The organism is Campylobacter sp. 2014D-0258, from assembly GCF_008000495.1.
GTDB lineage: Bacteria > Campylobacterota > Campylobacteria > Campylobacterales > Campylobacteraceae > Campylobacter_D > Campylobacter_D jejuni.
The window spans coordinates 54,995-81,393 of record NZ_VOAR01000021.1; the positions used below are offsets into that span (position 1 = coordinate 54,995).

Below are 26,399 nucleotides of genomic sequence, written 5' to 3' on the forward strand. Positions count from 1 at the left end.
GAAATAAAATGCAAAAACTAGTAGAACAAGTGTGGGATTATACCAAGCATGCTAAATTTTATAGCTATAGACCAAATTATGCTCCAAAAACTATAGATATGCTTATTAGTTTAGTTGGAAAAAAAGATATTAAAGTCGCTGATATCGGCGCAGGAACTGGAAATTTAAGCATTATGCTTTTAGAAAGAGGATGTAGGGTAGTATCTGTAGAACCAAATGATGCGATGCGTGAGATCGGGATAGAAAGAACCAAGGATCAAAAGATTGACTGGGTTAGAGCAACAGGCTTAAACTCAACACTCCAAAATAGTGAATTTGATTGGGTGACTTTTGGTAGTAGTTTTAATGTAATGGATAGAAATGAAGCCTTAGAGGAAGCGCATCGCTTATTAAAATCAGAGGGATATTTTTCTTGTATGTGGAATCACAGGGATTTAAACGATCCTGTGCAAAAAATAGCTGAAGATACTATTGTAGAATTTGTACCAAATTATACAAGGGGAACAAGAAGAGAAGATCAAAGACCAATTATAGAGAGTCGAAAGGATCTTTTTGATAATATTGTTTATGTTGAAGAGGATTTTTATTTTCATCAAAGCATTGAAAATTATATTAATGCATGGAAAAGTGTTAAAAATCCTTATTGGGATTTGGAGACTGATGAAGGAAATGAACTTTTTAATAAAATTAGTGATAAAATTTCACAAAGACTTCCTAAGGAATTTAGCATAAAATATACCACTCGTTGTTGGAGTGCTAAAAAAATATAAAACTAAGGAAAAACATGGCGGAGTTAAATTTTAAAACCAAAGCACAAAATTTAAAAAATTTACAAACAAAATTAAAAAAAGCAAAAGTTCTACCTTTGGTTTTAACTTCGCTTGAAGAGTTAATATCAAATGAAGATAAAGTTTTACAGGACATTCAAACCTTAAAGGCTAATAGACTCATTATAAGAAGTTCTTCTTTAAGTGAAGATAGTATGAAAAACTCCAATGCAGGTGCTTTTCTTTCTTTGGCAAATATTAAAGCTGATTCTAAAGATGAGTTATTAAAAGCTTTATATGAAGTTGCCAATTCTATGCCATCAAAAAGCGATGAAATTTTAGTTCAACCTATGCTTGAAAACATTACTCTTTGTGGAGTTGGTTTTAGTGTTGATAAGGATAATTTTTCCCCTTATTTTTGTCTTCAATATGATGAAAATGGTTCAAATAGTTCTATTACAGATGGAAGTAGTAAGAGTGCAAAAACTTACTGTCATTACAGAGATTATTTAGAATTTAAAGATATTAGACTTCAAAAAATTATAGAACTTATAAAAGAATTAGAAGTTTTATATGACTGTTATTTTTTAGATGTTGAATTTGCATTTGCTATTCAAGATGATAAGGAAGAACTTTTTTGCTTACAAGTGCGTCCTTTGGTTATGCATGAAAAAAATAATTTATTTCATTCTTTACCAAAAGAAGCTTTATATAGATTTTATAAACGTTTTGAGTCTTTAAAAGAATCAAGATCTAGAGTTTTGGGAGATAAAGCTATTTTTGGGGTAATGCCTGATTGGAATCCAGCTGAAATCATAGGGTTAAAACCTAGGCGTTTAGCTTTTAGTTTATATAAAGAAATCATTACGGATAATATCTGGGCGTATCAAAGAGATAATTATGGTTATAGAGATCTAAGATCCCATCCTTTAATCCATTCTTTTTTAGGCATTCCTTATGTGGATGTAAGATTATCTTTTAATTCTTTTATACCAAAAAAATTAGATGAAAATATTGCACAAAAACTTGTCAATTTTTACTTAGATAAGCTTAATAAAAATCATGAATTGCACGATAAGATTGAATTTAATATTGTTTATTCTTGTTATGACTTTAATAGTTCTAAAAAATTAGAAGAACTTTTAAATTATGGTTTTAATGAAAATGAAATCAAAAGATTAGAATTTTCATTATTAGAACTTACAAATAAGATTATTAATCCTAGATCAGGGTTTTATTTAAAAGACATACAAAAAGCTTATAAGCTAAAAGAAAGATATGATGGCATTATTAATTCTAATTTTTCTTTAATTGATAAAATTTATTGGCTTATTGAAGAATGCAAGCGTTATGGAACCTTGCCTTTTGCGGGGGTGGCTAGGGCTGCATTTGTAGCAATGCAACTTTTAAATTCTTTAGTTGAGATTGATTTTATAACTAAAGAGGAAAAAGATGATTTTTTAAATTCACTCAATACAGTGAGTAAAAATTTAAGCAAACAAACAAACCATCTTAATTTTCACAACAAGGATCAATTTTTGAAAGATTTTGGACATTTAAGAGCAGGAACTTATAATATTTTATCTCCAAGATATGATGAAGATTTTGAACTTTATTTTGATGTGGATCAAAAAGATAGTAAAGTTTATTTACAAGATAAAGCTTTTGTTTTTTCAGAAGAAAAGACAAAAGCTTTAAATGCTTTACTTAGAGAACATGGACTAGAGATTAATGCTTGTGAATTTTTTGATTTTTTAAAGCAGGCTATCGAGGGTAGAGAGCTTGTTAAATTTGAATTCACTAGATTGCTTTCTAAGGCTATAGTTTATATAGAAGAATTAGGCAAATATTATGGTATTGAAAAAGAAGATTTGGCTCATCTTGATATAAAAAGCATTTTAAATCTTTATTCTAGTCTTTATTCTATAAATCCAAAAGAGCAGTTTATGGAAGAAATTAATCGCAATAAAAAACAATATGAACTTACACAAGCTATAAAACTTCCTTCTTTGCTTTGCAATGCCGATGAAATTTTTTCTTTTTATAATCATAGTATTATTCCAAATTTTATTACACAAAAGAGCATTACTGCATTTACGGCGAAGGAAAATGATAAAGATTTAGAAGGAAAGATTGTTTTAATTTATGCAGCAGATCCTGGATATGATTATTTATTTACAAAAAATATAGCAGGACTTATTACATGTTATGGGGGTGCTAATTCACATATGGCCATTCGTGCCTCAGAACTTGGAATGCCTGCTGTTATAGGAGTTGGAGAAGAAAATTTTGAAAAATATTTAAAAGCTAAAAAAATAAATATAGAATGTGAAAGTGAGCAAATATTTTGTTTATAGGTATTACTCAAAGACTTATTTGCAACGAAAGTTATCATGAAGAAAGAGAATGTTTGGCTTTGGATTGGGGAAAATTATTTAATAAAGATTTATTTAAAAATTTTACTCCTCTTCCTCTTAGCTATGAAATAGATTTTTCTCATTATAAACATCTAATAAAAGCTGTGATATTAAGCGGTGGCAATGATTTAAGTTTTTATAGTCCTAATGTTTTATCTAAAAAGAGAGATTTATACGAAAAGCAAGTTATAGAAATTTGTTTAAAAGAAAAAATACCACTTTTAGGAATTTGCAGAGGAGCTCAGATGATAGCTCATTATTTTAACAGCCATATAAGTCCTTGTGAAAATCATATAGGTAAACATGAAGTATTTTTCTCAAAAGAAAAATTTATAAGTAATTCTTTTCATAATTTTGCTATTGAAAAATTAGGTGAAGATCTTATAGAACTTTGCTTAGCAAAAGATAATACCATAGAAGCTTTTAAACATAAGTATGAAAATATTTTTGGTATAATGTGGCATATTGAAAGAGAAAATGGGCTTAATGATATTCAAATTTTAAAAGAGTGGTTTAGTTTAATCAAGGAATAATATGAATGCAATTATCTTAGCAGCAGGTTTTGGATCAAGGCTAATGCCTTTAACAAAAGATCAACCAAAGTGTATGGTTGAGTATAAGAATAAAAAAATAATAGATTATGAAATCGAAGCTTTAAAATCAGCAGGTATAAATGAAATAGCTGTTGTGGGTGGATATTTAAACGATGTGCTAAAAAATTATCTTAATAAATATGATATTGAGCATTTTTTTATTAATTCAAAATATGATAAAACCAATATGGTTCATACTTTTTTTTGCGCTAAAGATTTTATATTAAAATGCATCGAAGAAAAACAAGATTTGATTATTTCTTATGCGGATATTGTTTATTTTCAAGATTGCGTGCAAAAGCTTATAAATGCCAAAGAAGAACTTGCTATAGTAGTTGATAAGTCTTGGCGTAAGCTTTGGAACAAACGCTTTGCAAATCCTTTAGAAGATGCTGAAACATTAAAGATGACAAATGGTTATATTATAGAACTTGGAAAAAAAGCTAATGCCTATGATGAGATAGAAGCTCAATATATAGGACTTTTTAAATTTTCTTATCAATTTCTTTCTGAAGTTATTGCTTTTTATGAAATGCTTGACCGAGATATTTTATATGATAATAAAAATTTTGAAAATATGTATATGACAAGTTTTTTGCAGGTTTTAATTGAAAAATACAACAACGCAAAAGCAGTGGAAATTGATGGCAATTGGTGTGAAATTGATTTTATAAGTGATTTAAAAATTAATTTCATATAAAATCAATAGGGTCAATATCCGCGCTTACATTTTTAAATTGCAAAATATAATTTTCAATTGCCACTAAAGCTTTGTGATTTTCACTTCTAAGCAATAAATAAAAACGATATTTTCCATGCAGCATTTCAACTCCACAAATTCCATAGCCTACTAATTCTACTTGTTTGATATTTTTAAATTGATAGGCAAGTTTTTCGCAGAGCTTTTGTGAGGATTGTTGATCTTTATCTTCTATAAGAATTCTTAAAAGGCGTTTAAATGGAGGGTAAAGATCTTTTCTATTTTCTAACTCATCTTTTAAAAAAGCATCATAATCCTCTATATACTTTTCAAAAAAAGCTCTATTTTTTGTTTGTAAAAGCACTCTTGCTTCACCTTTACGCCCTGCCCTACCAGCAACTTGCATAGCTAAAGCTAAAGTTTCTTCACTCGCTCTAAAACTAGGACGCAACAAATACTCATCAAGCCCTAAAATCACACTCAAATCCACGCTATGATAATCATGCCCTTTAGCAAGCATAGAGGTGCCAATAAGTATATCGATCTTATTTTCATTAAAGTCTTTTAAAATAGTATTAAGCTTTTTAACGCTTGTGATTTCATCGCTATCAAATTTTGCTATTTTTGCTAAAGGCAAAGCATTTTGCAAAAGCTCTAAAAGTTCAGCAGTCCCCATTTTTCTAGCTTCTAACATTTCTCCTTTGCAACTTGGACAATTTTGCTCTATCAAAGAAGTATAATTACAATAATGGCATTTTAAAACATTTTTCTTTTTATGCATACTCATAGCAATAGAACAAAAAGGACATTTTATCGTTTCCCCACAATCCTTGCAAATGATTTGCCTAAAATTAGCCCTTGTAGGTAAAAACACTATAGCTTGTTTTTGATGTTTTAAACTTTTTTCTAATTCGCTTAAAAGCATAGGTGTTATACTAAGCTCATTTTCATCATATAAAAAATGTTTTTTACTCTCAAAAAAAGTTCCTTTTAATCTAAAACTTTTTTGTTTGCAAAAACTCGTTAAAGATGGGGTTGCAGAACCTAAAACCACTTTAATATTATTTTTTTGACCCAAAAAAAGTGCTAAATCTCTTGCATTGATAAAAGGCTGATTGGAAGCCTTATAAGAATTATCGTGTTCTTCATCTACTACAATAAGTCCTAAATTTCTAAAAGGCAAAAACAAAGCCGATCTTGCACCTGCTACTAAAAGTACTTCTCCCTTGCAAAAACGCTCTAAATATTCTTGCTTTTTTTTCTTTGAAATTTTAGAATGCCACAGGAAAAAATTATCCTTAAAATACACTTCTAAACGCTTTTTCATTTGTGGAGTAAGTGCGATTTCTGGCATCAAAAGTAAAGCTTGCTTACCCTGTTCTAAACACTCTTTTATCAAAGAAATATAAATTTCAGTCTTGCCACTACCTGTATCAGCAAAAAGCAAGGAGTTGTTTTCTTTTTGAAGAAAACTTAAGGCATTTTGTTGTTGATTGCTTAGTTTAGGGGTATCTTTAAAAAACATTTTTTGACATTCATACTTAGGACTAGTTTCAAAAAATCCCAAAACAAAACCAAGTTTTGAAGCATAATAATAAACAATAAAATTTGCCAATTCAAACTGCAAAGGAGTTACAAAATACTCTGTCATTTCTTTAATTTCTACGGTTTTAAAATCAGGTTTTTGACATTCTTTAAGCACGATAGCTTTAAGGTTTTTTTTAGTTTTTAAATCCACTAATACTTGTGTTAAAGGTTTGATTTCATCAAAACTATGAAAAGTTAAATTATCCAAATACAAACCACAAATTGCAAGTTCATAATATCTTATATCAGATCTTTGCATCTAGAACTTCCTATACACTTTAACAAACCTTCTTTAGAATCATAAATAAATTCAATCATCTCTTTGGCATTTAATGCAAATCTATAGTGATTTTTACCTATTTTTATCCAAGATTTAAAATCAGAATAAATAGGTGTATCAAGCAAAGAATAATCACAATCATTTAAACAATAAAAGAGTTTTTCTTTGGCTTGATTGTTTTGCGCATTATCTAAAATTTCTGGAAAATTTAAATTTTTAAGTCTCATTTGACTACGCATTAAAGCAAGAGCTGAGCTTAGCATTTCATAGTCCATTTTTAATTTTAAAATTTTAACCTCATCTTTTGTAGTATTGATAAAAGATAAAGATAAGCTTGATAAAATTCCCAAAATCAAAATCACAAAAACAAGCTCAAGCAGAGTAAAAGCTTTATTCATTTTGTCGGGAGTTCTTCATTGATTGCTTTTATTAGTTTCTTAAGTTCTCTTTCTAAAATATAATTTTCATAACTTTTTTTAACAAACGCATCTACAAAGCGTTTAAGTTCTATTTTTTTAGTACCGCCAGAAATCAAAGCGATATCATCTTCTAAAAAATTTGCAAATTCTTCACTGCACTTAACAATGAAATCTTTTGCATTGACATTAACAATGACTTGTTTTAGATTATCTGCCAAGAACAGCCTCTATTTTCTTATAAATATCTTCGCTTTCTATATTGCGAGATTTAAGTTCTTCTTCTAAACGCATGATTTGATTACTTTTTGCTTCATTTTGTGCTTTAACGCTTACAAGCTCATTTCTTAAAGCCTCATTGGCTTCGCAAACTTCGTTATACTTTTCAATTAATTCATTTACTTTATCTGTCATAGTATTGATTATTTTTTCATCAAACATATTTTTGCCTTCTTAAGAAATTTGTAATTTATGGAAAATATTATTTGATATTGTAGCAGAAAAAAATTTAAATTTAGGTTTTTATTGTCAATTAATTTTTAATTAAAGCATTTTCTTTTAAAATTTTTTCAAAAATAAAAATAAAGTAGAAAAATGTTAGAACTTACCAGCGAATTTAAACCCAGTCCCGATCAACAAGAAGCCATAAAAGGCATAGTAAAAAGTATAAAAAAAGGCAACAAATATCAAACCTTACTAGGCGTTACAGGAAGTGGAAAAACCTTTACCATGGCAAATGTCATTAAAGAACTTAATATACCCACTCTTATCATGAGTCACAACAAAAGCCTTTGTGCACAACTTTATAGCGAATTTAAAGGCTTTTTTTCTAAAAATCATGTAGAATATTTTATATCTTATTATGATTATTATCAACCTGAAGCCTATATCCCACGCACTGATGTTTTCATAGAAAAAGACAGCTCGACCAATGAAGACTTAGAGCGTTTAAGACTGAGTGCCACTGCTTCTCTTTTAAGTTATGAAGATGTAGTTTGCATAGCTAGTGTTTCAGCAAATTATGGACTTGGTAATCCAAATGAATACATAGGCATGGTTTTAATCTTTGAACTAGGTATGCAAATTTCACAAAAAGAACTTTTAAAAAAACTTGTAGATATGGGTTATAAAAGAAATGATAATTTTTTTGATCGTGCAGATTTTAGAGTTCAAGGAGATATTATAGACATTTATCCAGCTTATTATGAAGATGAAGTAGTAAGACTTGAATTTTTTGGCGATGAGCTTGATGCTATGTATCATTACAATGTTTTAGAAAATAAAAAAGGCAAAGATTTAAAACGCTTTATACTCTATCCTACAAGCCAGTTTAGCGTGGGCGAAACAAGACTAAAACAAGCGATAAAAGATATCAAAGCAGAACTTAACGAACGCCTTGCTTATTTTGAACATGAAAATAAACTCGTAGAATATCAACGCCTTAAACAAAGGGTTGAATTTGATCTTGAAATGCTTACAAGCACAGGAATGTGTAAAGGAGTTGAAAATTATGCAAGGCATTTAACAGGGCTTAAAGAAGGTGATACTCCTTATACGCTTTTTGATTATTTTGCGATTAAAGATAGAAAATTTCTTGTTATAGTCGATGAAAGCCATGTATCTTTACCTCAATTTCGTGGTATGTTTGCAGGAGATAGAAGCAGAAAACAAACCTTGGTGGATTATGGTTTTCGTTTGCCTTCAGCCTTGGATAACCGTCCTTTAATGTTTGATGAATTTATCCATAAAAATTGTCAATTTCTTTTTGTTTCAGCTACACCTGCACCTTTAGAACTTGAACTGAGTAAAGAAAATATCTTTCATCAAATCATGCGTCCTACAGGACTGCTTGATCCTTTGATAGAATTAAAAGATAGTGACAACCAAGTTGAAATTTTATTTGATGAAGCTAAAAAAGTCATACAAAGAAACGAACGGGTTTTAGTAACCGTGCTAACTAAAAAACTCGCTGAAGAACTTACAAGGTATTATTTAGAGCTTGGTATAAAAGTCAAATACATGCACTCAGACATCGATGCTATAGAACGCAATGAAATCATAAGAGGTTTAAGAAGCGGTGCTTTTGATATGCTAATTGGCATTAACTTGCTTAGAGAAGGACTAGATCTACCTGAAGTTTCACTCATTGCCATTATGGATGCAGATAAGGAAGGCTTTTTAAGAAGTACGACAAGTTTAATCCAAACCATGGGAAGAGCAGCTAGAAATGTCAATGGTAAGGTTTTGCTTTTTTGCAAAAAAATCACAAAATCCATGCAAGAAGCTATGGATACTACCAATGAACGCCGCAAACTTCAAATGGCTTATAATAAAAAATACAATATCACGCCAACTTCAGTCAAACGCCACATTGAAGAAAGCTTGAAAAATGAAGAGGATTTAGGCGAAATTTATCGCAAAGGTAAAAAACTAGAAAAAATGCCTGCTAGCGAAAGAGCAAAACTTGTCAAAGAATTAAGAAAGCAAATGCTTGAAGCAGCAAAAGCACTTGAGTTTGAAAAAGCTGCCGCAATTAGAGATGAGATTAATAAATTAAGGGATTTATAATAAAAATATATCCCTTGTTCTAACTCCCGCCTCATTAAGTAAAGCACTTAAAATTTCATACTGAAAGTCTTGTAAGGGACGTTTTTCTTTTAAAACTATACCTATGACCCCTTTAGTTTTTTCTCCATCTTCTATAGGTAAATACATAGCATTAGCATTAGGCAGGGTATTTGTACAAACACCTGCTCTTTCTTTATTTGTTGCAACCCATTGAGCAATAGCAATCTCATCAGCACTAAAACAATTTTTTAACATTTGCTTATCATCGTTAAAAAACAACAAAGGTTTCGATAAAATATTGTTTTTATTTATAGGATAAATAATAATAGGTAAATTTAATAATTTTAAAGCTTGATTTCCAAGTTGTTCCCAAAGCTCTTGTTTGCTTTTCACTCTTGCTAACTTTTCACTATTTTCAAGCAAAATAGCTGTTCTATAAGCTCTTTTAGTGAGTTCTTTAGATTGCAATTTTAATCTTCTAGTAAAAACAGCTGTTAAAAATCCAACTATAAACATAGTTGTAAAAGTAATAATATTTCCACTATCATGAACTTTAAGACTAAAAATAGGTTCTAAAAAGAAAAAATTATAAATCAAAACACTTACCAAAGAAGAATAAAAGGCGAAAATTTTATTATCAGAAATAAAAGAAGAAGCAAAAACTGCTAAAATAAAAATCATAACTATATTACTTGGCTGAGTATTAAATTTATGAAATACAAAAGCTATAAAAGTTGCTAAAAGCAAAACTCCTGTGATTTTTAAAAAACCTAAAAAATCAAAACCTTTTTTACTTCGTATTTTAGGAGTAGAAATTTGATTTTCATTAACAAGATATAAATCAATATTGGGTGCTTTTTTAGCAACAGCTTCAAAAATCTCTTCTTTAAACTTTTTTTTATCTTTATTTTTACCTAAAACAATTTTAGAAACATTGCTAAGGCTTGAATACTCTGCAATTTGTCTTGCTATATCATCATCATATACGCTAATGATTTCAGCATCAAAACTTTTAGCTAGTTCTATATTTTCTTCTAAGGCTTTTTTTTCTTTAATATTGGGATTTTTTATATAAAGCGCACTCAATTTAGCATGAAAAGCTAAAGCAAGTCTTGCAGCTGCACGAATAACCTTTGCATTTGAAGCATTAATGCAAACTAAAATATGCTCTCCAGTATGATAAGCTAAATCATCATTAATAAGCCTTTGTTCACTTGCTCTTAAATTCACTCTTGAAGCAAGTCTTCTTAAGGCAATCTCACGCAAAGCTATAAGTCTTTCTTGACGAAAGAAATTTTCAAGTGCTAGTTTAGCTTGTTTTTCCTTATAAATTTTGCCATCTTGCATTCTTTTTAAAAGCTTATTAGGTTCAATATCAACAAGTTCAACCTGATCAGCCTCATCAAAAATACGATCAGGAATACGCTCTTTAACTTCTATCTTACTGATATTAGCGACTAAATCATTTAAACTTTCTAAATGTTGTATATTTAAAGTAGTATAAACATCAATCCCTGCTTTTAGAAGTTCTTCTATATCTTGAAAACGCTTTTCATTACGCAAGCCTTTAGCATTAGTGTGTGCAAGCTCATCTACTAAAACCAAAGCAGGTTTTCTCTTAAGGGTAGCGTCTAAATCAAATTCTTTTAATACTATATTTTTATAAGGAATTTCAAGATTAGCTATACTTTCAAAACCTTGTGTTAAAGCCATTGTTTCAGGTCTATCGTGAGGCTCTATATAGCCTAAAACAACATCAACTCCATTATCCCTTAAAGTTCTAGCTTCACTTAACATAGCATAAGTTTTTCCAGAACCTGCAGCATAACCTAAGAAGATTTTTAATTTTGCAAGTTTGTTTTTTTCTTCTTCCTTGGCTTTAACCTCAAGTTTTTTAAGAATTTGTTCAGGGCTTTGTCTTTGCATGTTTATTCTTTTTTCATGGCTTTAGCAATAGCTATATTAACAGCTAAAACATTAACCTTTTCTTCCCCAAAAATCCCTAAAAATTTAGACTCGGTATTTTCTTGAATGATTTTTTCTAATTCTTCTTTGGTGATTTTTGAAGATTGACTTATCCTAGGAATTTGCACTAGGGCTGCTTGAAGACTGATATGAGGATCAAGTCCTGATCCTGAAGCACTTAACAAATCCAAAGGAATTTGTTCTTTTGTAATTTGCGGATTTTCATCTAAAAATTTTTGCAAATCTTTTTGCACACGCTCTTTTAAAGCAGGATTTGACATAGCATAATTAAATCCACCCGAACTTACACTACTTTCATTTGTATCACTTGTATTGTAATTTGATGCAGATGCTCTTGAATGTAGAAAATAAGGCTTATTAAAATCTTGACCCAAAAGCTTTGAACCTACCGCTTTGCTTATATCCAAAGTCGGACGACCTTCTTTATCTGCTAAACTTCCACTTGATTGATAAGGAAAAATAAATTTTGCAACTGTATTTAAAGCAAAAGGATAAATAAGAGTACACAATATTAGCATTACCACAAAAAAACTAAGCAAAGTTCTAAGCATATCACACTCCTAAAATTCTAAGTATCCAAGCTGTAGGAATATCAATTATTTTTATCCCTATAAAAGGTGCTATCATACCACCTAAACCATAAATACTCAAATTTCTTAAAAGCAAATGCTCACTTTTCATAGGCTTAAATTTAACTCCACGCATAGCAATAGGTATGAGCAAAGGTATAATAATAGCATTAAAAATAAGTGCTGATAAAATAGCGCTTTGCGGAGTAGCCAAATGCATAATGTTTAAAATTTGCATTTGAGGTAAAACCACACTAAACATAGCAGGTAAAATAGCAAAATATTTAGCAATATCATTTGCCATACTAAAAGTTGTAAGACTACCTCTAGTAATAAGCAAACCTTTTCCTATTTCAACCACTTCTAAAATTTTAGTAGGATTAGAATCAAGATCTATTATATTAGCTGCTTCTTTGGCCGCTTGAGTTCCTGAGTTCATAGCTATACCTACATCAGCTTGCGCAAGAGCTGGAGCATCATTGGTTCCATCTCCTGTCATGGCTACTATCTTACCTTGGGCTTGTTCTTTTTTAATGGCTTCTATTTTATCTTCAGGCTTGCATTCTGCTATAAATCCATCAAGCCCTGCTTCTTTAGCTATAGTAGCTGCTGTTAAAGGATTATCTCCAGTACACATTAAAGTTTTTATACCCATTTTTCTAAGCTCGTCAAAGCGCTCTTTAAGCCCTGGTTTTACTGTATCCTTTAGATAAATTACTCCTAAAATTTTTTCATTTTTACACACTACCAAAGGAGTGCCACCAAGATTTGAAATTTCCATTACCTTAGTTTCTAAATCGCTAGGAATTTTTCCATTCATTTCGCTTATATAAGCCCTTATAGCATCAAAAGCACCTTTGCGAATTTTTGTATTATCTTGCAAATCCACACCACTCATTCTATTTTGAGCGCTAAATTCGATAAATTCTTTAATATCATTACCTTCTAATTCATAACCCATTTTTTGAGCCAATGCAACTATGCTTTTACCTTCTGGAGTTTCATCTTTTAAAGAGGATAAAACACAAGCTTTAATCATTTCTTCTTTACTTATACCTTGAACTTCATGAAATTCATTTGCCAAACGGTTTCCAAAAGTAATCGTTCCTGTTTTATCCAAAATCATAGTATCAACATCACCACAACTTTCAACAGCCTTGCCTGAAAGTGCGATCACATTAAAACGCGTTACCCTGTCCATACCTGCTATTCCTATAGCTGATAAAAGCCCCCCCTATAGTTGTAGGAATAAGACATACAAGCAATGCTACTAACCACGAAATAGGCAAACTCACGCCTAAAAATTGCATAAAAGGATATAAACTTACAACCACCACCAAAAAACTCAAACTAAGAACAATTAAAAGAGTATTAAGAGCAATTTCATTTGGAGTTTTTTGACGCGCAGCACCTTCTACAAGATTGATCATTTTATCTAAAAAACTTTCCCCAGCTCCAACTAAAATTTTAATCTTTAAAAAATCAGTTAAAACCGTAGTCCCACCTGTAACAGAAGAAAAATCACCGCCCGCTTCACGCATAACAGGAGCACTTTCACCTGTAATAGCTGATTCATCAACACTTGCAGCACCTTCTATAATTTCTCCATCATTAGGTATAAGTTCACCTGCTTTAACTAAAACTATATCACCTATTTTTAACTCGCTAGAATTAAGCATTTCTTCACTGCCATCACTTTTTATGCGTCTAGCTTTAGAATCCTTTTTGCTTTGTCTTAAGGTAGCTGCTTGGGCTTTACCCCTTCCTTCTGCAATACTTTCTGCAAAATTTGCAAAAAGCAAGGTTACAAATAAAATAAAAGTGATTAAGATGTTATAAATTCTTTCATCAGAATTTCCATTAAACAAAGTAGGAAAAATACTTAAAATCAAAGTAAGAATCAATCCAACTTCCACCATAAACATAACAGGGTTTTTTACCATAAAGCGTGGATCAAATTTTAAAAATGCTCCTTTTATGGCATTATTTAAAATTTCTTTTGTAATGAGTTTATTTTGTTTTTTAGACATTGACTCTCCTTAATGCCATAAAGATAAATATTCTGCAACGCTTGATAAAGTAAGCACCGGAAAAAAAGTAAGTGCAGTAAAAATATATATAATACAAACAAGCACAAACATAAAAGTTAAATTATCCGTTTTTAAAGAATTGGCAGTATTTTCTTGTGTATTTTTAGCCAAAAGCGATCCAGCTATAGCAAGCTGAGCTATTAAAACCAAATAACGCCCACAAAACATAGCAAAAGCTGTACTTAAATTCCAAAATAAATTATCATCTTTTAAACCTTCAAGTCCTGAACCATTATTTGCTGCCGAAGAACTAAATTCATATAAAATTTGAGCCAAGCCATGAAAGCTAGGATTGCTTATACTATCTTTTGCAAAAACAACAGCTAATGCACTTAAAACAAGGATTAATAAAGGATGGATAAGAATTACCAAAGCTATAAGCTTCATTTGTGCGCTTTCTATTTTTTTACCCAAGAATTCTGGAGTTCTGCCTATCATTAATGCACAAATAAACACGGTTAAAAGCACATAAATAATCATATTCATAAGCCCTACTCCTTCTCCACCAAAAGCTACATTTAACATCATATTTAGCAAAGTAGCACTGATGCTTAAAGGATTTAAACTATCGTGCATATTATTGACGCTTCCTGTAGTAAAAGCAGTAGTTACAGCACTAAATAAACTCGAACCATCTGTGCCAAATCTTATTTCTTTACCTTCTAAATTTCCCAAATTTGCATTTAAACCCAAAGAATCCAAATTTGGATTTGACATTTTTTCGCTAAAATAAACTAAAAGCAAAGAAATGATAAAAATAATCCCCATTGCACCAAAAATAACTCCCCCTTCTTTTCCCATAAGAGCAAAACCTTGTCTTTCTTTTCTATGATAAACCATCAATCCAAAAGCTACAACACAGGCACTAGGAATAAGCATCATGGATAAAATTTGTAAAAAATTTGTAAGTGAAGTAGGATTTTCAAAAGGCATGCTTGAATTAGCACCAAAAAAACCACCCCCATTTGTCCCTAAATGTTTTATAGACTCAAGAGCTGCAACAGGACCTGTGGCAATGCTTTGAAATTTATTTTCTAAAGTAAGCACGCTAAAATTTGCGTGATAGTTTTGCACCACGCCTTCAGAGATAAAAATTACAGCCAAAATAAAACTTAAAGGCAACATCAAACGCGTAATAATACGCGTAAAATCTTCATAAAAATTTCCCATTTGCATACCACATAAAGCACGACAAAAAGCCATACAAGCAGAATATCCACTTGCACTTGAAACAAACATAGCAAGTAAAATGCCTGTATTTTGGGAAAGCAAACTTAAAGCACTCTCTCCACTATAATGCTGAAGGTTTGTATTTGTAATAAAACTAATTACAGTATTTAAATTCAAATCCCCTTTCATAGAATTTATCGAATTGGGATTTAAAAAAAGTTTATCTTGCAAATAAAAAATCACGAAAGAAAAAATAGCCACTAAGGCATTAAAAGCAATTAAATGCAAAGAATAATTTTTGCCAAGTCATATTTTTTCTATCAATTGCACAAATTTTATAAATTAAGTTATCAATTGGATTAAAAATAAAATCAAAAATAGTTTTTTTACAGCTTGCAATTTTATAAAGATAGTTTCCAAAAATTAAAGCCGATATAAAAGCTATAATCAGTGTTATTAAAATTTCTAGCATATTTTTCCTTTAAAATTTTTCAGGATATAATAGAGCATAAAATAAATAAAGAGCAAGTATTAAGCTTAAAACTAGTAAAAATATCATCCGCTTGTCCTAGTTTGAATTTCACAAAAATGGATAAAAAACCATAAACTACCAAAAGCTAAAAGTAGAAGCAAAGCAAAGATAACATCCATAGGATAGCCCTTTCTCATTGATTCAAAATAGGATTTATCCTATCCTTGTTAAGCTTATATTTTGATTAATACTAATTTTATGATTTATTTATAATTTTTATCTATATTAAATAAAAAGACAAATGAAGAATTTAGCAGGAAAAATCCTGCTAAAAATTGTTAAAGATAACCCGCTGCCATAGCGATAAAATATCCTGCTATACAAGAAGTGATTACACCTATAAGACCTGGTAAAATAAAACTATGATTGATAACAAATTTACCGATGTGAGTAGTACCTGATCTGTCAAATTGTATAGTAGCCAAATCGCTTGGATAAGTTGGTAAAATATAATATCCATAACAAGCAGCCGCAAAGGCAACAATTACACCAGGTTCAACACCAATTCCTAAAGCCAAAGGAACAAAAGCCGAAATAGCCGCTGCTTGAGAGTTTACAAATTTTGAAATTAAAAGAAGCATTACAGCATAAGTCCAAGGATGCTCTTTTACTATATCTCCAAGCGCTGCTTTCATCATAGGAGTATGAACTGCAAACATAGTATCAGCCATCCAAGAAATTCCAAAAACCGCAACAAGTGCTATCATACCTGATTTAAAAATTTCATTAGAGCCGATTTTCTTTGCATCTGTTTTAGTAAAGATGATAATCAAAGAACCTGCTAAAAGCATAAACATCTGAATAACTGAAACCATGGATAAAATATCCATTTTAGGATTGCCTAAAGCATCTACTTGAGGAATGCCATTTTTTACAACTTGCCCCCAGTTTGGACGCAAGAAATCAAATACACCTAATAAAGCTACTAAAGCAATAGCACCTAAGAAAATCCACATTGCCACCCAATCGCTTTTTGGAAGTTTAACACCTAAAAGTGTTTTAGAATCCCCATAAACATATTTTTTAAATTCTGGGTCTTTAAGTTTTTCTTGAAATACCTCATCTTTATCCAAATCTTTTCCTCTAAACCAAGAAAAAATTCCTATACACAATACACCAAATAATGTACTAGGTATGGTAATTTGAAGAAGATTAATATAACCATCAAAGCCGGCTAGTTTATTGTCCGCATTTAAAAGCAAGGCAGTTAAACTCACAACAGCCACACTCACAGGCGAAGCGATGATACCCATTTGAGAACTTATAGAAGCTGCTGCCATAGGGCGTTCTGGGCGAATTCCATTTTTAATAGCAATGTCATAAATAATAGGCATTATAGTATAAACCACATGTCCTGTTCCACAAAGTATAGTCAAAAAGCAAGTTACAAAAGGTGCTAAAATCGTTAGAAATTTAGGATTACGCCTTAAAATGCGTTCGGCAATTTGAAGCATAACATCAAGCCCACCACTTGCTTGCAAAGTTGCACTCGCTACAACTACGGCTAAAATGGTTAGCATCACATCGATAGCAGGTTTCCCTGGCTTAATGTGAAAAGCAAAAACTAGTATTAAAATACCTATACCACCGAGCAAACCAAGAGCGATGCCGCCTTTTTTTGCACCATAAAAAAGACAAATTAAAACGATAATGATTTGGATTGCAAATTGCCCTCCCTCACTAAGGCTTGTTAAAAAGTCCATTTTAACTCCTTTGAAAATTAATATTTAAAAACAGTTATTATTGTATCACATTTTTAAATTAAAGAATAATATTTATAAAAATAAAACAATAATTTTTTATATTATTTAAATTAAATTTAAATATAAAACAAAAGTGTAATGGGTTTGATAGAATTTTATCCTTCAAGTTCATAAAATTTTTTTCTATCTGTAGAACTTGCTATATTAAGATGTTTGCGATATTTTGTAATAGTTCTTCGTCCTATATCGACTTTAAATTCTTCTTTGATTAATTCTAAAATTTTACTATCACTTAAAGGTTTATTTCGATCTTCATTCTTTACTAAATTTGCCACAAATTCTTTAACACCTACATTTGAAGTCTCTCCCTCTTCATCAAGAGCAAAAGCAAAAAAATCACGCAAGGGAATAAGTCCTCTTTCACAACTTAAATATTTATTTGCCACAGCTCTTGATATAGTCGAAGCATTGCGTTCTAAATCAAGTGCTAAATCCTTAAAAGTCATAGGTTTTATCTCTTTTCCCATGAAAAAATCATATTGATATTCTACTATCATAAGCCCTATTTTATAAAGAGTAACTTTTCTCATCGCTAAAGCATCAACTAAATTTTTTGCTTCTTTGATGTAATGACTTAAAAAATCATGCTCTAAACCATCAGTTTGGATTGAAATTTCAGGATAATAATCATCATTGATTTTTACTTTAATTTCACCATTTTCTTTATAAACAAAAATATCAGGAACAATTATACGAGAATCTTCAAAATATTCCAAAAAAGGAGGAGTGCTAAAACGCTTAAGTACAGCTAATGCTTCTTTATATAAAGGCTCTTTGGTATGGTTTTGTATATTTTCAAAATCCATAATCAACATTCTACAAAACTCATCAATATCTTCATCTAATTCCATATTTTCAAGAGCAAATAAAAATGCTTCTTTATAATCTTTAGCTCCCACTCCTACAGGATCTAAAAATTTAAATCTTGCTCTTACTCGCTCAATTTCTTCCAAAGAATACTCTTTTAAAAATTCTTCATCGTATTCAAAATATCCTTCCTCATTTAAGCATTCTATAATTTTTTTTGCAAGTTCTTGAGATTTGTTTGTAGGAAACAAAGGAGGAAGAATCTGTTCATTTAAAAGCTCATAAACACTTTTTTTGGCAAGTCCTTTACTATCCATAAAAGCCGAATTTACATTATGTTTATAAAATGAATCAAAATAATTCTTACCCTTATCATGAGTTTGTATCGAATCTTGAACATTTAAGAAAGGATTATCCTCAGCAAATTTATCTAAATTTTCTTTTAAATCCTCTATATTTGCTTGTAAAATCGGCAACCAAGAGCGTAAAGTTTGAGAAATTTTAGTCTTGGGTGCTTGGGTGATTTTTTGCTTTAACATCAATCAAGGAGTTTAAACTCCGCTCCTAAATAATACTTTTTCACATCTTTATTGGTTGCAATTTCATCAGCATTCCCACTAGCAAGTAAAGAACCTGATCTTATAACATAAGCTCTATCACAAATAGCCAAAGTCTCACGCACATTATGATCGGTAATTAAAACCCCAATCCCCAATCTTTTAAGCTCTTTAATTAAAGTTTGAATTTCAGCCACTGCTATAGGATCAACACCTGCAAAAGGCTCATCAAGAAGCAAAAACTTAGGTTCACACATCAAGCTTCTAGCGATCTCACAACGCCTTCTTTCACCTCCACTTAAACTTAAACCTTTCCTTAAACGAATAGGCTCTATACTTAAGAGTTCAAGCATTTGCTCAACTTTATCATGTAAAATTTTTTTATCTTTATAAAAAATCTGAGCCGCTAAAAGCAGGTTATCTTCTACACTTAAATCCTTAAAAATACTACTTTCTTGAGGTAAATAACCTATCCCTGATCTAGCTCTTTTGTTTAAAGGATCTTTTGTCACATCTAAACCGTCTAAAAGAACTTTTCCACTACTTGGGGAAATAAGTCCACATATCATATAAAAAGTTGTCGTTTTTCCTGCACCATTTGGCCCTAAAAGTCCTACAACTTCTCCGCTATTAACCTCTAAAGAAATTCCATGTATAATCTTAGTTTTTTTAATAATTTTTTCTAAATTTACAATTTCTAATTTACTCATAAATTTCATACTTTCTTTTGTCATCTTTAATGCTAATTTTAATCTGGATAGTAGAAATTCCAAATTTCATTAAAGTTTTTTTCAAATTTTCACCGCCCCATTCAACCAAATGTAAACCTTTTTCAAAAAAATTTTCAAATAAACCATTTGCTAAAAGTCCTTCTAAACCTTCTTGATAAATATCATAATGATAAATGCAAATATCATGATTTTCATATTTTTGCATAGTGGAAAAAGTTGGAGAATCTACCCTTGCATCAAGACCAAGAAATTTAACCCAAGCTTGTACTAAGCTTGTTTTTCCGCTAGCCAAATCTCCTTGAAGCAAAACAACACCTTCTTTAGGCATTATTTGAAGCATCGTTTTGATCTCATCTTTTGCTAAAATAAATTCTTTCATAATTTTACCACATATTCATTTTGTGCGTTTTTGGGAATGCTTTTCGTGCTAGGTATAGCTAGGACTTTATATTTTTGGGTGTATTCAGTAAAATGTAAAGTGATGATATCACCCACCTTAACCTCTTTACTCGCTTTAACAATAACGCCATTAATCCCCACTACACCACTTTTACACATATCCTCAGAAATAGCTCTTCTTTTCGTGATATTAACTACATTTAAAAATTTATCTACTCTCATAAAAGCAATTTTAGCAAAAAAAATCAATTTTTGGAACAAAATTTGCTTACGCCTTTGCTTTATTTTTTAAGAAAATAGCAAGTAAAAACTTTTCTTTAATGAAATTTGGATACAATTTTACAATTTTCAAATCTATTTTAGCAAAGGATATCTTATGAAAAATGAAGTAAAAAAAGTAGTTTTAGCGTATTCTGGGGGGCTTGATACGAGCATTATTTTAAAATGGCTTCAAGATGAGTATAATTGTGAAGTTGTAACTTTTACAGCAGATATTGGTCAAGGTGAAGAACTCGAACCTGCAAGAAAAAAAGCCCTTTCTTTAGGCATAAAAGAAGAAAATATTTTCATTAAAGATTTAAGAGATGAATTTGTTAAAGATTATGTATTTCCTATGTTTAGAGCCAATGCGATTTATGAAGGAGAATATCTTTTAGGAACAAGTATAGCAAGACCACTTATAGCAAAAACTCAAGCACAAATCGCCCTGCAAACAGGTGCTGATGCAGTAAGTCATGGTGCCACAGGTAAAGGAAATGATCAAGTGCGTTTTGAACTTGGTTATCTTGCTTTTAATCCCGATTTAAAAATCATCGCTCCATGGCGTGAGTGGGATTTAAACAGTCGTGAAAAACTCCTTGCTTATGCACAAAAACACGGTATTGATATTTCTAAGAAAAAAGGAAAATCCCCTTATTCTATGGACGCAAATTTACTTCATATTTCTTACGAAGGACTTGTTTTAGAAGATCCTGCACACGCACCTGAAGAAGATATGTGGAGATGGAGTAAAAGTCCAAAAGATGCTCCAAATGAAAGTGAAATTATAGAACTTGATTTTCAAAAAGGAGATTTAATAGCGATAAATGGAGAAAAACTAAGTCCCGCAGGACTTTTAACCAAACTTAATGAACTAGGCTGCAAACACGGTATAGGACGCCTTGATATAGTAGAAAATCGCTATGTAGGTATGAAAAGCCGTGGTTGTTACGAAACTCCAGGCGGTACTATACTTTTAAAAGCACACAGAGCACTTGAAAGCATCACGCTTGATAGAGAAGCAGCACACTTAAAAGATGAACTCATGCCAAAATACGCAAGTTTAATTTACAATGGCTATTGGTTCTCGCCTGAAAGAATGATGCTTCAAGCCTTAATCGATGAGTCTCAAATTCATGCCAATGGTAGAGTAAAACTCGAGCTTTATAAAGGCAATGTGATGGTTATAGGACGCCAAAGTGCAAACGATAGCTTGTTTAACGCAGCTTATTGTACTTTTGAAGAAGATGAAGTGTATAATCAAAAAGATGCGGCAGGCTTTATCAAGCTTAATGCTTTGCGTTTTATCATCGCAGGAAAAAATGGAAGAAAATTTTAATAAAGGAATAAAATGAAAGTATTATTAATCAAAGATGTAAAAGCACTTGGAAAAGCAGGAGAAATAAAAGAAGTAAAAGACGGCTACGGACAAAATTTCTTAATCGCTAAAGGCTTTGCTAAAGCAGCTACTAATGAAGTTTTAAGAAAATACGAAAGCGACAAGAAAAAAGAGGCTGAAAATTTACGCTTTGAAATCGCAAATTTAGAAAAACTCAAAGAAGAACTTAGCAAAATCACTCTTGAAATTTCAAAACCCGTAGGTGCAAATGGAAGTTTGTTTGGTGGCGTAACCAAAGATGAAATCGCTCACGCCCTAAAAGAACAAAGCCATATAGAAATCGATAAAAAAAGTTTAGAATGCGACACCTTAAAAAGCTTAGGAATCCACGAAGTAAGCGTAAAACTTGGACACGCAATCCATGCTAAATTTAACATAAATATAAAGGCAGAATAATGTTTCACGCAACAACGATTTTAGCTTACAAAGGTAAAAATAAATCCGTAATTGGCGGAGATGGACAAGTAAGCTTTGGAAATACGGTGCTAAAAGGTAATGCTGTAAAGATTAGAAAACTCAACAATGGCAAAGTTTTAGCAGGTTTTGCAGGATCAACAGCTGACGCTTTTAATCTTTTTGATATGTTTGAAAATCTCCTTCAAAGTTCTAAAGGCGATCTTTTAAAAGCAGCAATTGACTTTTCTAAAGAATGGAGAAAAGACAAATACCTAAGAAAACTTGAAGCCATGATGCTTGTACTTGATAGAAATCACATTTTTCTACTTTCTGGTACAGGCGATGTGGTCGAACCTGAAGATGGGCAAATCGCAGCCATAGGAAGTGGTGGAAACTATGCACTTTCAGCTGCTAGAGCCTTAGCAAAACATGCCAATTTAGATGAAGAAGAACTTGTAAAATCAAGTCTTCAAATCGCAGGTGAAATTTGCATTTATACCAATACCAATATCAAAACTTATGTAATCGAGGATGAGAAATGAATCTAACTCCAAAAGAAATTGTTAAATTTTTAGATGATTATGTTATAGGACAAAAAAAAGCTAAAAAAATCATAGCTATAGCTTTAAGAAATCGCTACCGCAGAATGCAACTTAGCCCTGAGTTGCAAGATGATATAGTGCCTAAAAATATCTTGATGATAGGTTCTACAGGTGTGGGAAAAACAGAAATCGCTAGGCGTTTAGCTAAAATGATGGGCTTTCCTTTCATCAAAATCGAAGCAAGTAAATATACTGAAGTAGGTTTTGTAGGTCGTGATGTAGAAAGCATGGTAAGAGATCTTGCCAATGCGGCTTTAAATTTAGTAAAAAACGAACAAAGGGAAAAAAACAAAGATAAAATCGATGAATTTATAGAAAATAAAATTTTAGAAAAACTTTTGCCACCCCTACCAAAGGGTATCAGCGATGAAAAACAAGAAGAATATAAAAACAGTCTTGAAAAAATGAGAACTAAGCTAAGAAATGGCGATCTTGATGAAAGCACCATAGAGATAGAAATTTCACAAAATATGTTCGATACCAATCCTAACCTACCTCCTGAAATGGGTGCAATGCAAGATATAGTTAAGGTTATAGGCGTTGGCAGTAAAAAAGTCAAAAAAGAAATGAAAATCAAAGACGCTAAAAATGCATTAAAAAACGAAGCAGGAGAAAAAATCCTAGACCAAGAAAGCATCAAAAGCGAAGCCTTAAAAAGAGCAGAAAATGAAGGGATTATTTTTATTGATGAAATTGATAAAATCGCTGTTTCAAGCGGAAATTCAAACCGCCAAGATCCAAGTAAAGAAGGGGTACAAAGAGACTTACTTCCTATAGTCGAGGGATCAAATGTACAAACAAAAATAGGTACTTTAAAAACCGATCATATTCTTTTTATCGCTGCAGGGGCTTTTCACCTTAGCAAACCAAGTGATCTTATCCCTGAACTGCAAGGACGCTTTCCTTTAAGAGTGGAATTAGATAGTCTTGATGATAAAGCTCTTTATGAAATTTTAACACGCCCTAAAAATTCACTTTTAAAACAATACTCTCAGCTTTTAAAAACTGAAAATTTAGAACTTGAATTTAATGATGAAGCCATTAAAGAAATAGCAAAAATAGCTTCAAGAGCCAATGAAGAAATGCAAGATATAGGTGCTAGACGCTTACATACTGTGATAGAAAAATTACTTGAAGATCTAAGCTTTGAAGCTGATGAGTATGCGGGTAAAAAATTCGTAGTGGATAAAAAAATGGTAGAAGAAAAACTCGGAGACATCATAGAAAATAAAGATCTTGCAAGGTATATTTTGTGAAAAGTGGCTTTGTTAGCATCATAGGGCGTACTAATGCAGGAAAAAGTACTTTAATCAATTCCTTATTAGAAGAAAAAATCGCCCTAGTTTCTCACAAACAAAACGCCACAAGACGTAAAATCAAAGCCATAGTGATGCATGAAAAAAATCAAATCATTTTCATCGATACCCCAGGACTTCACGAAAGCGGTGCTACGCTTAATCAACTGCTTGTCCAAAGTGCTATTAAATCTATAGGGGATTGTGATGTGATTTTATTTGTGGCGAGTGTTTTTGATAGTACAAAAGACTATGAAAATTTTCTTAGTCTAAACCCACAAGTACCACATATCATCGCTTTAAATAAAGTAGATTTAACCGACAATGCTACACTTTTAAAAAAACTTAGCGAATATGCAAAATTTAGCCAACATTTTAAAGCTATCATTCCTTATTCTTCTAAGAAAAAAAGCTATAAAAAAGGCTTGTTAGATGAGATAGTAAAATATCTTGACGAACATGAATATTTTTATGATCCTGAATTTTTAAGTGCGAGTAGCGAAAAAGAACTTTATAGAGATTTCATACTTGAAAGTATTTATGAAAATTTAAGCGATGAGCTTCCCTATAGTAGCGAAGTGCTTATCAATCGCACCAAAGACACGCCCAATCTTTTAATCCTAGAAGCCAATATCATCACAGATACAAACTCTCACAAGGGTATGCTTATAGGAAAAGAAGGGGCAACTTTAAAAAGAATAGGCAAAGATGCACGCTTTAAAATTTCAAAACTTGCACAAAAAAAAATACTTTTAAAGCTTTTCGTAACAGTGAAAAAAAACTGGCAAAAAGATGAAGAATTTTTAAAAAAACTTTTAAATGATGAAAATTAATTCATTAAATAAAATAAATTTTATAAAATCTACAGATTTGCTTTATGCTCAAAGAACAGGAATATCCAAAGAAGATGAACTTTTTAACAATTTAACCGCAGATTTTAAGCTAAGCAAACCCTTTGACTACCAAATAGCTTTTTTTAAACATAATGAAATTTATCATTGTTTTTTAGCGCCTGTTTACAAATTGAAAAAAAGTCGTTTTTGCTTTCCTGAGCCTTTAATTTTTCAAGCTTTGTTTGATGAAAGATTTATTGAGGAAAGTAATTATTGTGTTTTAAATTTATATGATCAAACTTTATATTTATATTTTTACCAAGAGGGAAAATTTATCAATCTTAAAAAAATCGAAAATTTCAACCCAAGTAATATGGATTTATTTTTTAAACAAAATCGATTTATAGAACTTTTAAAACACTATGAAAGCAAATTGCTACTTTATCAGGATTTGGATACAATCAAACATTACTTCTCATCTCAAATAAAATGTTTAAATCTAAATGATATTCTTGATAAAAATAGTTTATTGAAATTAAGTTCATATAGTATAAAAAATCTAGATCAAAATTGTAATTTTATCAAGCATAATAAAATAAAAATATCTATTTCTTTTAAAATTATATTAATATTTATTTTTAGCTTTAGTCTTAGTATGATGATTTTATTATTTAAAGATTTTATAGAATACAAACAAAATAAGGAAATTCAAAATAAAAATTTTATCATACAAGAAGAAATTTCTAAACTAAAACAAGATAAGCAAAAATTATTAACAAACATACAAGATTTAAACTTTACTCTTTCCAATAAAATATCATCTACACAACAACAATTTCATATTTTATCCACCATAACAAAAGAAATCAATTTAGACAAAAATAAGGCAATCATTCTAAATCAAATCATATCATGGCTTAACTCCAATGAACTTAAAATCACAAATCTTGAATTTGAACAAACAAAAATCATTCTTTCTTTTATCGATGAAAACCACTTTAAAAGAGCATTAGAAAATCTAAATTCTGCTTTTAAAATTCTTGATAAAAATGAAGAAACATTGAATATCATATTAGAAGTCATAGATGAATAAAATAGAAGTATTTTTGCAAAATCTCAATCCTAGGGAAAAATTTCTTTTTATTTCTTTTATCTGCCTTTGTGCTTTGTTTTTAGCTTTTAAAATTCACGATCACTTTTTGGAAAATATTTTTCAAAAAACATTAGTAGAACATAATTACCTTGCATTAAATGAAGCAAAAATAGAAAATTCACATCTTAAAGAAATAGAGATAAAACTAACAAAACAGATAAAAACAGAGGAAGAAAAATTAAAATACTATAAAGAAAAATTGCATTTATTTTCTTATGATAAAGATTTTTTCAATAAAAAAATCAATAATTTATCCAAAAATTTAACCATTAATGAAATAAAATTTTCCCAAGAAAACAAAAATTTTATCCACTATAATTACGTTTCTCTAAGTTTAAATGGCAACTTTAAAGACTTACTCAATTTTATACAAAATTTAGAAAATCTTCCTATAGCTTTAAAAATTGATAAAATAAAACTATACAATACACAGGGTTTAAAATTAAAGCTTGATTTAATGTTTAAATTTGTTAATTTATAATAATATTAAAATGTTATATTTTTAAATATTTTTATAAAAAAAATATTTAA

The 26,399-nt window shown here is 30.5% G+C and carries 25 protein-coding genes and 2 pseudogenes; 12 read left to right on the forward strand and 15 right to left on the reverse strand.

From position 1 onward, the window contains the following. The first annotated feature begins 8 nt into the window (after positions 1-8). Genes SR62_RS03540 through SR62_RS03555 form a run of 4 tightly spaced genes read left to right on the forward strand, consistent with a single transcriptional unit; the run spans position 9 to position 4,477 of the window. Positions 9-770: a class I SAM-dependent methyltransferase gene (locus SR62_RS03540; protein WP_002893062.1), complete on the forward strand. Its 762-nt coding sequence runs from the start codon at positions 9-11 to the stop codon at positions 768-770. A 14-nt stretch (positions 771-784) separates the two neighbouring features. Next, entirely contained in the window at positions 785-3,124 is a 2,340-nt protein-coding gene (locus tag SR62_RS03545; protein ID WP_002893060.1) for a PEP-utilizing enzyme, read from the forward strand. Beyond that, positions 3,115-3,717 carry a gamma-glutamyl-CDP-amidate hydrolase gene (locus SR62_RS03550; RefSeq protein ID WP_002893059.1) on the forward strand — a complete coding sequence of 201 codons (603 nt, stop codon included), beginning with the start codon at positions 3,115-3,117 and terminating at the stop codon, positions 3,715-3,717. Before SR62_RS03545 ends, SR62_RS03550 begins: the two co-directional genes overlap by 10 nt. Position 3,718: 1 nt before the next feature. Further along, entirely contained in the window at positions 3,719-4,477 is a 759-nt protein-coding gene (locus SR62_RS03555) for a CTP:phosphoglutamine cytidylyltransferase (protein ID WP_002893058.1), read from the forward strand. Here the strand turns inward: SR62_RS03555 and SR62_RS03560 are convergent. Genes SR62_RS03560 through SR62_RS03575 form a run of 4 tightly spaced genes read right to left on the reverse strand, consistent with a single transcriptional unit; the run spans position 4,470 to position 7,201 of the window. Further along, positions 4,470-6,323, reverse strand: coding sequence for a primosomal protein N' (locus tag SR62_RS03560; protein ID WP_079861992.1), 1,854 nt, complete (start codon positions 6,321-6,323; stop codon positions 4,470-4,472). The genes SR62_RS03555 and SR62_RS03560 overlap by 8 nt on opposite strands. Further along, positions 6,305-6,742 (reverse strand): prepilin-type N-terminal cleavage/methylation domain-containing protein, encoded by a 438-nt coding sequence (locus SR62_RS03565; protein WP_002893056.1) that lies wholly within the window; start codon positions 6,740-6,742, stop codon positions 6,305-6,307. The genes SR62_RS03560 and SR62_RS03565 overlap by 19 nt, the downstream gene beginning before the upstream one ends. Continuing rightward, positions 6,739-6,981: a hypothetical protein gene (locus SR62_RS03570; protein ID WP_002854947.1), complete on the reverse strand. Its 243-nt coding sequence runs from the start codon at positions 6,979-6,981 to the stop codon at positions 6,739-6,741. Before SR62_RS03570 ends, SR62_RS03565 begins: the two co-directional genes overlap by 4 nt. Then, the gene (locus SR62_RS03575; protein WP_002852327.1) at positions 6,971-7,201 is read right to left on the reverse strand and encodes a hypothetical protein; all 231 of its coding nucleotides are present in this window, start codon (positions 7,199-7,201) and stop codon (positions 6,971-6,973) included. The genes SR62_RS03570 and SR62_RS03575 overlap by 11 nt, the downstream gene beginning before the upstream one ends. Positions 7,202-7,354: 153 nt before the next feature. On the opposite strand from SR62_RS03575, the gene uvrB reads away from it, so the two are divergent. Then, positions 7,355-9,328, forward strand: coding sequence for an excinuclease ABC subunit UvrB (gene uvrB / locus SR62_RS03580; RefSeq protein ID WP_002855027.1), 1,974 nt, complete (start codon positions 7,355-7,357; stop codon positions 9,326-9,328). Here uvrB and SR62_RS03585 read toward each other — a convergent pair. The 11 genes and pseudogenes from SR62_RS03585 to SR62_RS03630 form a co-directional block, all read right to left on the reverse strand. After that, positions 9,323-11,254 carry a sensor histidine kinase gene (locus SR62_RS03585; protein WP_002893054.1) on the reverse strand — a complete coding sequence of 644 codons (1,932 nt, stop codon included), beginning with the start codon at positions 11,252-11,254 and terminating at the stop codon, positions 9,323-9,325. The genes uvrB and SR62_RS03585 overlap by 6 nt on opposite strands. Before the next feature lie 2 nt (positions 11,255-11,256). Beyond that, entirely contained in the window at positions 11,257-11,865 is a 609-nt protein-coding gene (gene kdpC / locus SR62_RS03590) for a potassium-transporting ATPase subunit KdpC (protein ID WP_002893052.1), read from the reverse strand. Position 11,866: 1 nt separating this feature from the next. Continuing rightward, a pseudogene (gene kdpB, locus SR62_RS03595) lies at positions 11,867-13,913 on the reverse strand (potassium-transporting ATPase subunit KdpB). Between the two features lie 9 nt (positions 13,914-13,922). Then, the gene (gene kdpA, locus SR62_RS03600) at positions 13,923-15,404 is read right to left on the reverse strand and encodes a potassium-transporting ATPase subunit KdpA (protein WP_315968506.1); all 1,482 of its coding nucleotides are present in this window, start codon (positions 15,402-15,404) and stop codon (positions 13,923-13,925) included. A 7-nt stretch (positions 15,405-15,411) separates the two neighbouring features. Next, positions 15,412-15,615 (reverse strand): potassium-transporting ATPase subunit KdpA, encoded by a 204-nt coding sequence (locus SR62_RS09355; protein ID WP_032584672.1) that lies wholly within the window; start codon positions 15,613-15,615, stop codon positions 15,412-15,414. 9 nt (positions 15,616-15,624) lie between these two features. Next, positions 15,625-15,812: pseudogene (kdpF, locus tag SR62_RS03605) on the reverse strand (K(+)-transporting ATPase subunit F). 141 nt (positions 15,813-15,953) lie between these two features. Beyond that, a complete protein-coding gene (locus tag SR62_RS03610; RefSeq protein WP_147502266.1) occupies positions 15,954-17,378 on the reverse strand; it encodes an anaerobic C4-dicarboxylate transporter in 1,425 nt (474 codons plus the stop codon). Positions 17,379-17,533: 155 nt separating this feature from the next. Beyond that, positions 17,534-18,784 carry an RNA polymerase factor sigma-54 gene (locus SR62_RS03615; RefSeq protein ID WP_002893047.1) on the reverse strand — a complete coding sequence of 417 codons (1,251 nt, stop codon included), beginning with the start codon at positions 18,782-18,784 and terminating at the stop codon, positions 17,534-17,536. Next, on the reverse strand, positions 18,784-19,512 hold the full coding sequence (lptB, locus tag SR62_RS03620; protein WP_002855252.1) for an LPS export ABC transporter ATP-binding protein: 729 nt from the start codon (positions 19,510-19,512) through the stop codon (positions 18,784-18,786). The genes SR62_RS03615 and lptB overlap by 1 nt, the downstream gene beginning before the upstream one ends. Beyond that, entirely contained in the window at positions 19,505-19,912 is a 408-nt protein-coding gene (gene tsaE, locus SR62_RS03625) for a tRNA (adenosine(37)-N6)-threonylcarbamoyltransferase complex ATPase subunit type 1 TsaE (RefSeq protein WP_002854905.1), read from the reverse strand. Before tsaE ends, lptB begins: the two co-directional genes overlap by 8 nt. Next, positions 19,909-20,154: an RNA-binding S4 domain-containing protein gene (locus SR62_RS03630; protein WP_002860004.1), complete on the reverse strand. Its 246-nt coding sequence runs from the start codon at positions 20,152-20,154 to the stop codon at positions 19,909-19,911. The genes tsaE and SR62_RS03630 overlap by 4 nt, the downstream gene beginning before the upstream one ends. A gap of 154 nt (positions 20,155-20,308) precedes the next feature. Here SR62_RS03630 and SR62_RS03635 point away from each other — a divergent pair, with 154 nt between their 5' ends. The 7 genes from SR62_RS03635 to SR62_RS03665 are packed head-to-tail and all read left to right on the forward strand — an operon-like array spanning position 20,309 to position 26,349. After that, positions 20,309-21,529 (forward strand): argininosuccinate synthase, encoded by a 1,221-nt coding sequence (locus SR62_RS03635; protein WP_002893046.1) that lies wholly within the window; start codon positions 20,309-20,311, stop codon positions 21,527-21,529. A 12-nt stretch (positions 21,530-21,541) separates the two neighbouring features. Beyond that, positions 21,542-21,985 (forward strand): 50S ribosomal protein L9, encoded by a 444-nt coding sequence (gene rplI / locus SR62_RS03640; protein ID WP_002781628.1) that lies wholly within the window; start codon positions 21,542-21,544, stop codon positions 21,983-21,985. Then, the gene (hslV, locus tag SR62_RS03645; RefSeq protein ID WP_002776411.1) at positions 21,985-22,527 is read left to right on the forward strand and encodes an ATP-dependent protease subunit HslV; all 543 of its coding nucleotides are present in this window, start codon (positions 21,985-21,987) and stop codon (positions 22,525-22,527) included. The genes rplI and hslV overlap by 1 nt, the downstream gene beginning before the upstream one ends. Then, entirely contained in the window at positions 22,524-23,843 is a 1,320-nt protein-coding gene (gene hslU / locus SR62_RS03650) for an ATP-dependent protease ATPase subunit HslU (protein ID WP_002869809.1), read from the forward strand. Before hslV ends, hslU begins: the two co-directional genes overlap by 4 nt. Further along, entirely contained in the window at positions 23,840-24,715 is an 876-nt protein-coding gene (gene era / locus SR62_RS03655) for a GTPase Era (protein WP_002893045.1), read from the forward strand. Before hslU ends, era begins: the two co-directional genes overlap by 4 nt. Beyond that, positions 24,702-25,808, forward strand: coding sequence for a hypothetical protein (locus SR62_RS03660; protein ID WP_074484169.1), 1,107 nt, complete (start codon positions 24,702-24,704; stop codon positions 25,806-25,808). Before era ends, SR62_RS03660 begins: the two co-directional genes overlap by 14 nt. Further along, entirely contained in the window at positions 25,801-26,349 is a 549-nt protein-coding gene (locus SR62_RS03665) for a hypothetical protein (RefSeq protein ID WP_002893042.1), read from the forward strand. The genes SR62_RS03660 and SR62_RS03665 overlap by 8 nt, the downstream gene beginning before the upstream one ends. Positions 26,350-26,399 lie beyond the last annotated feature (50 nt).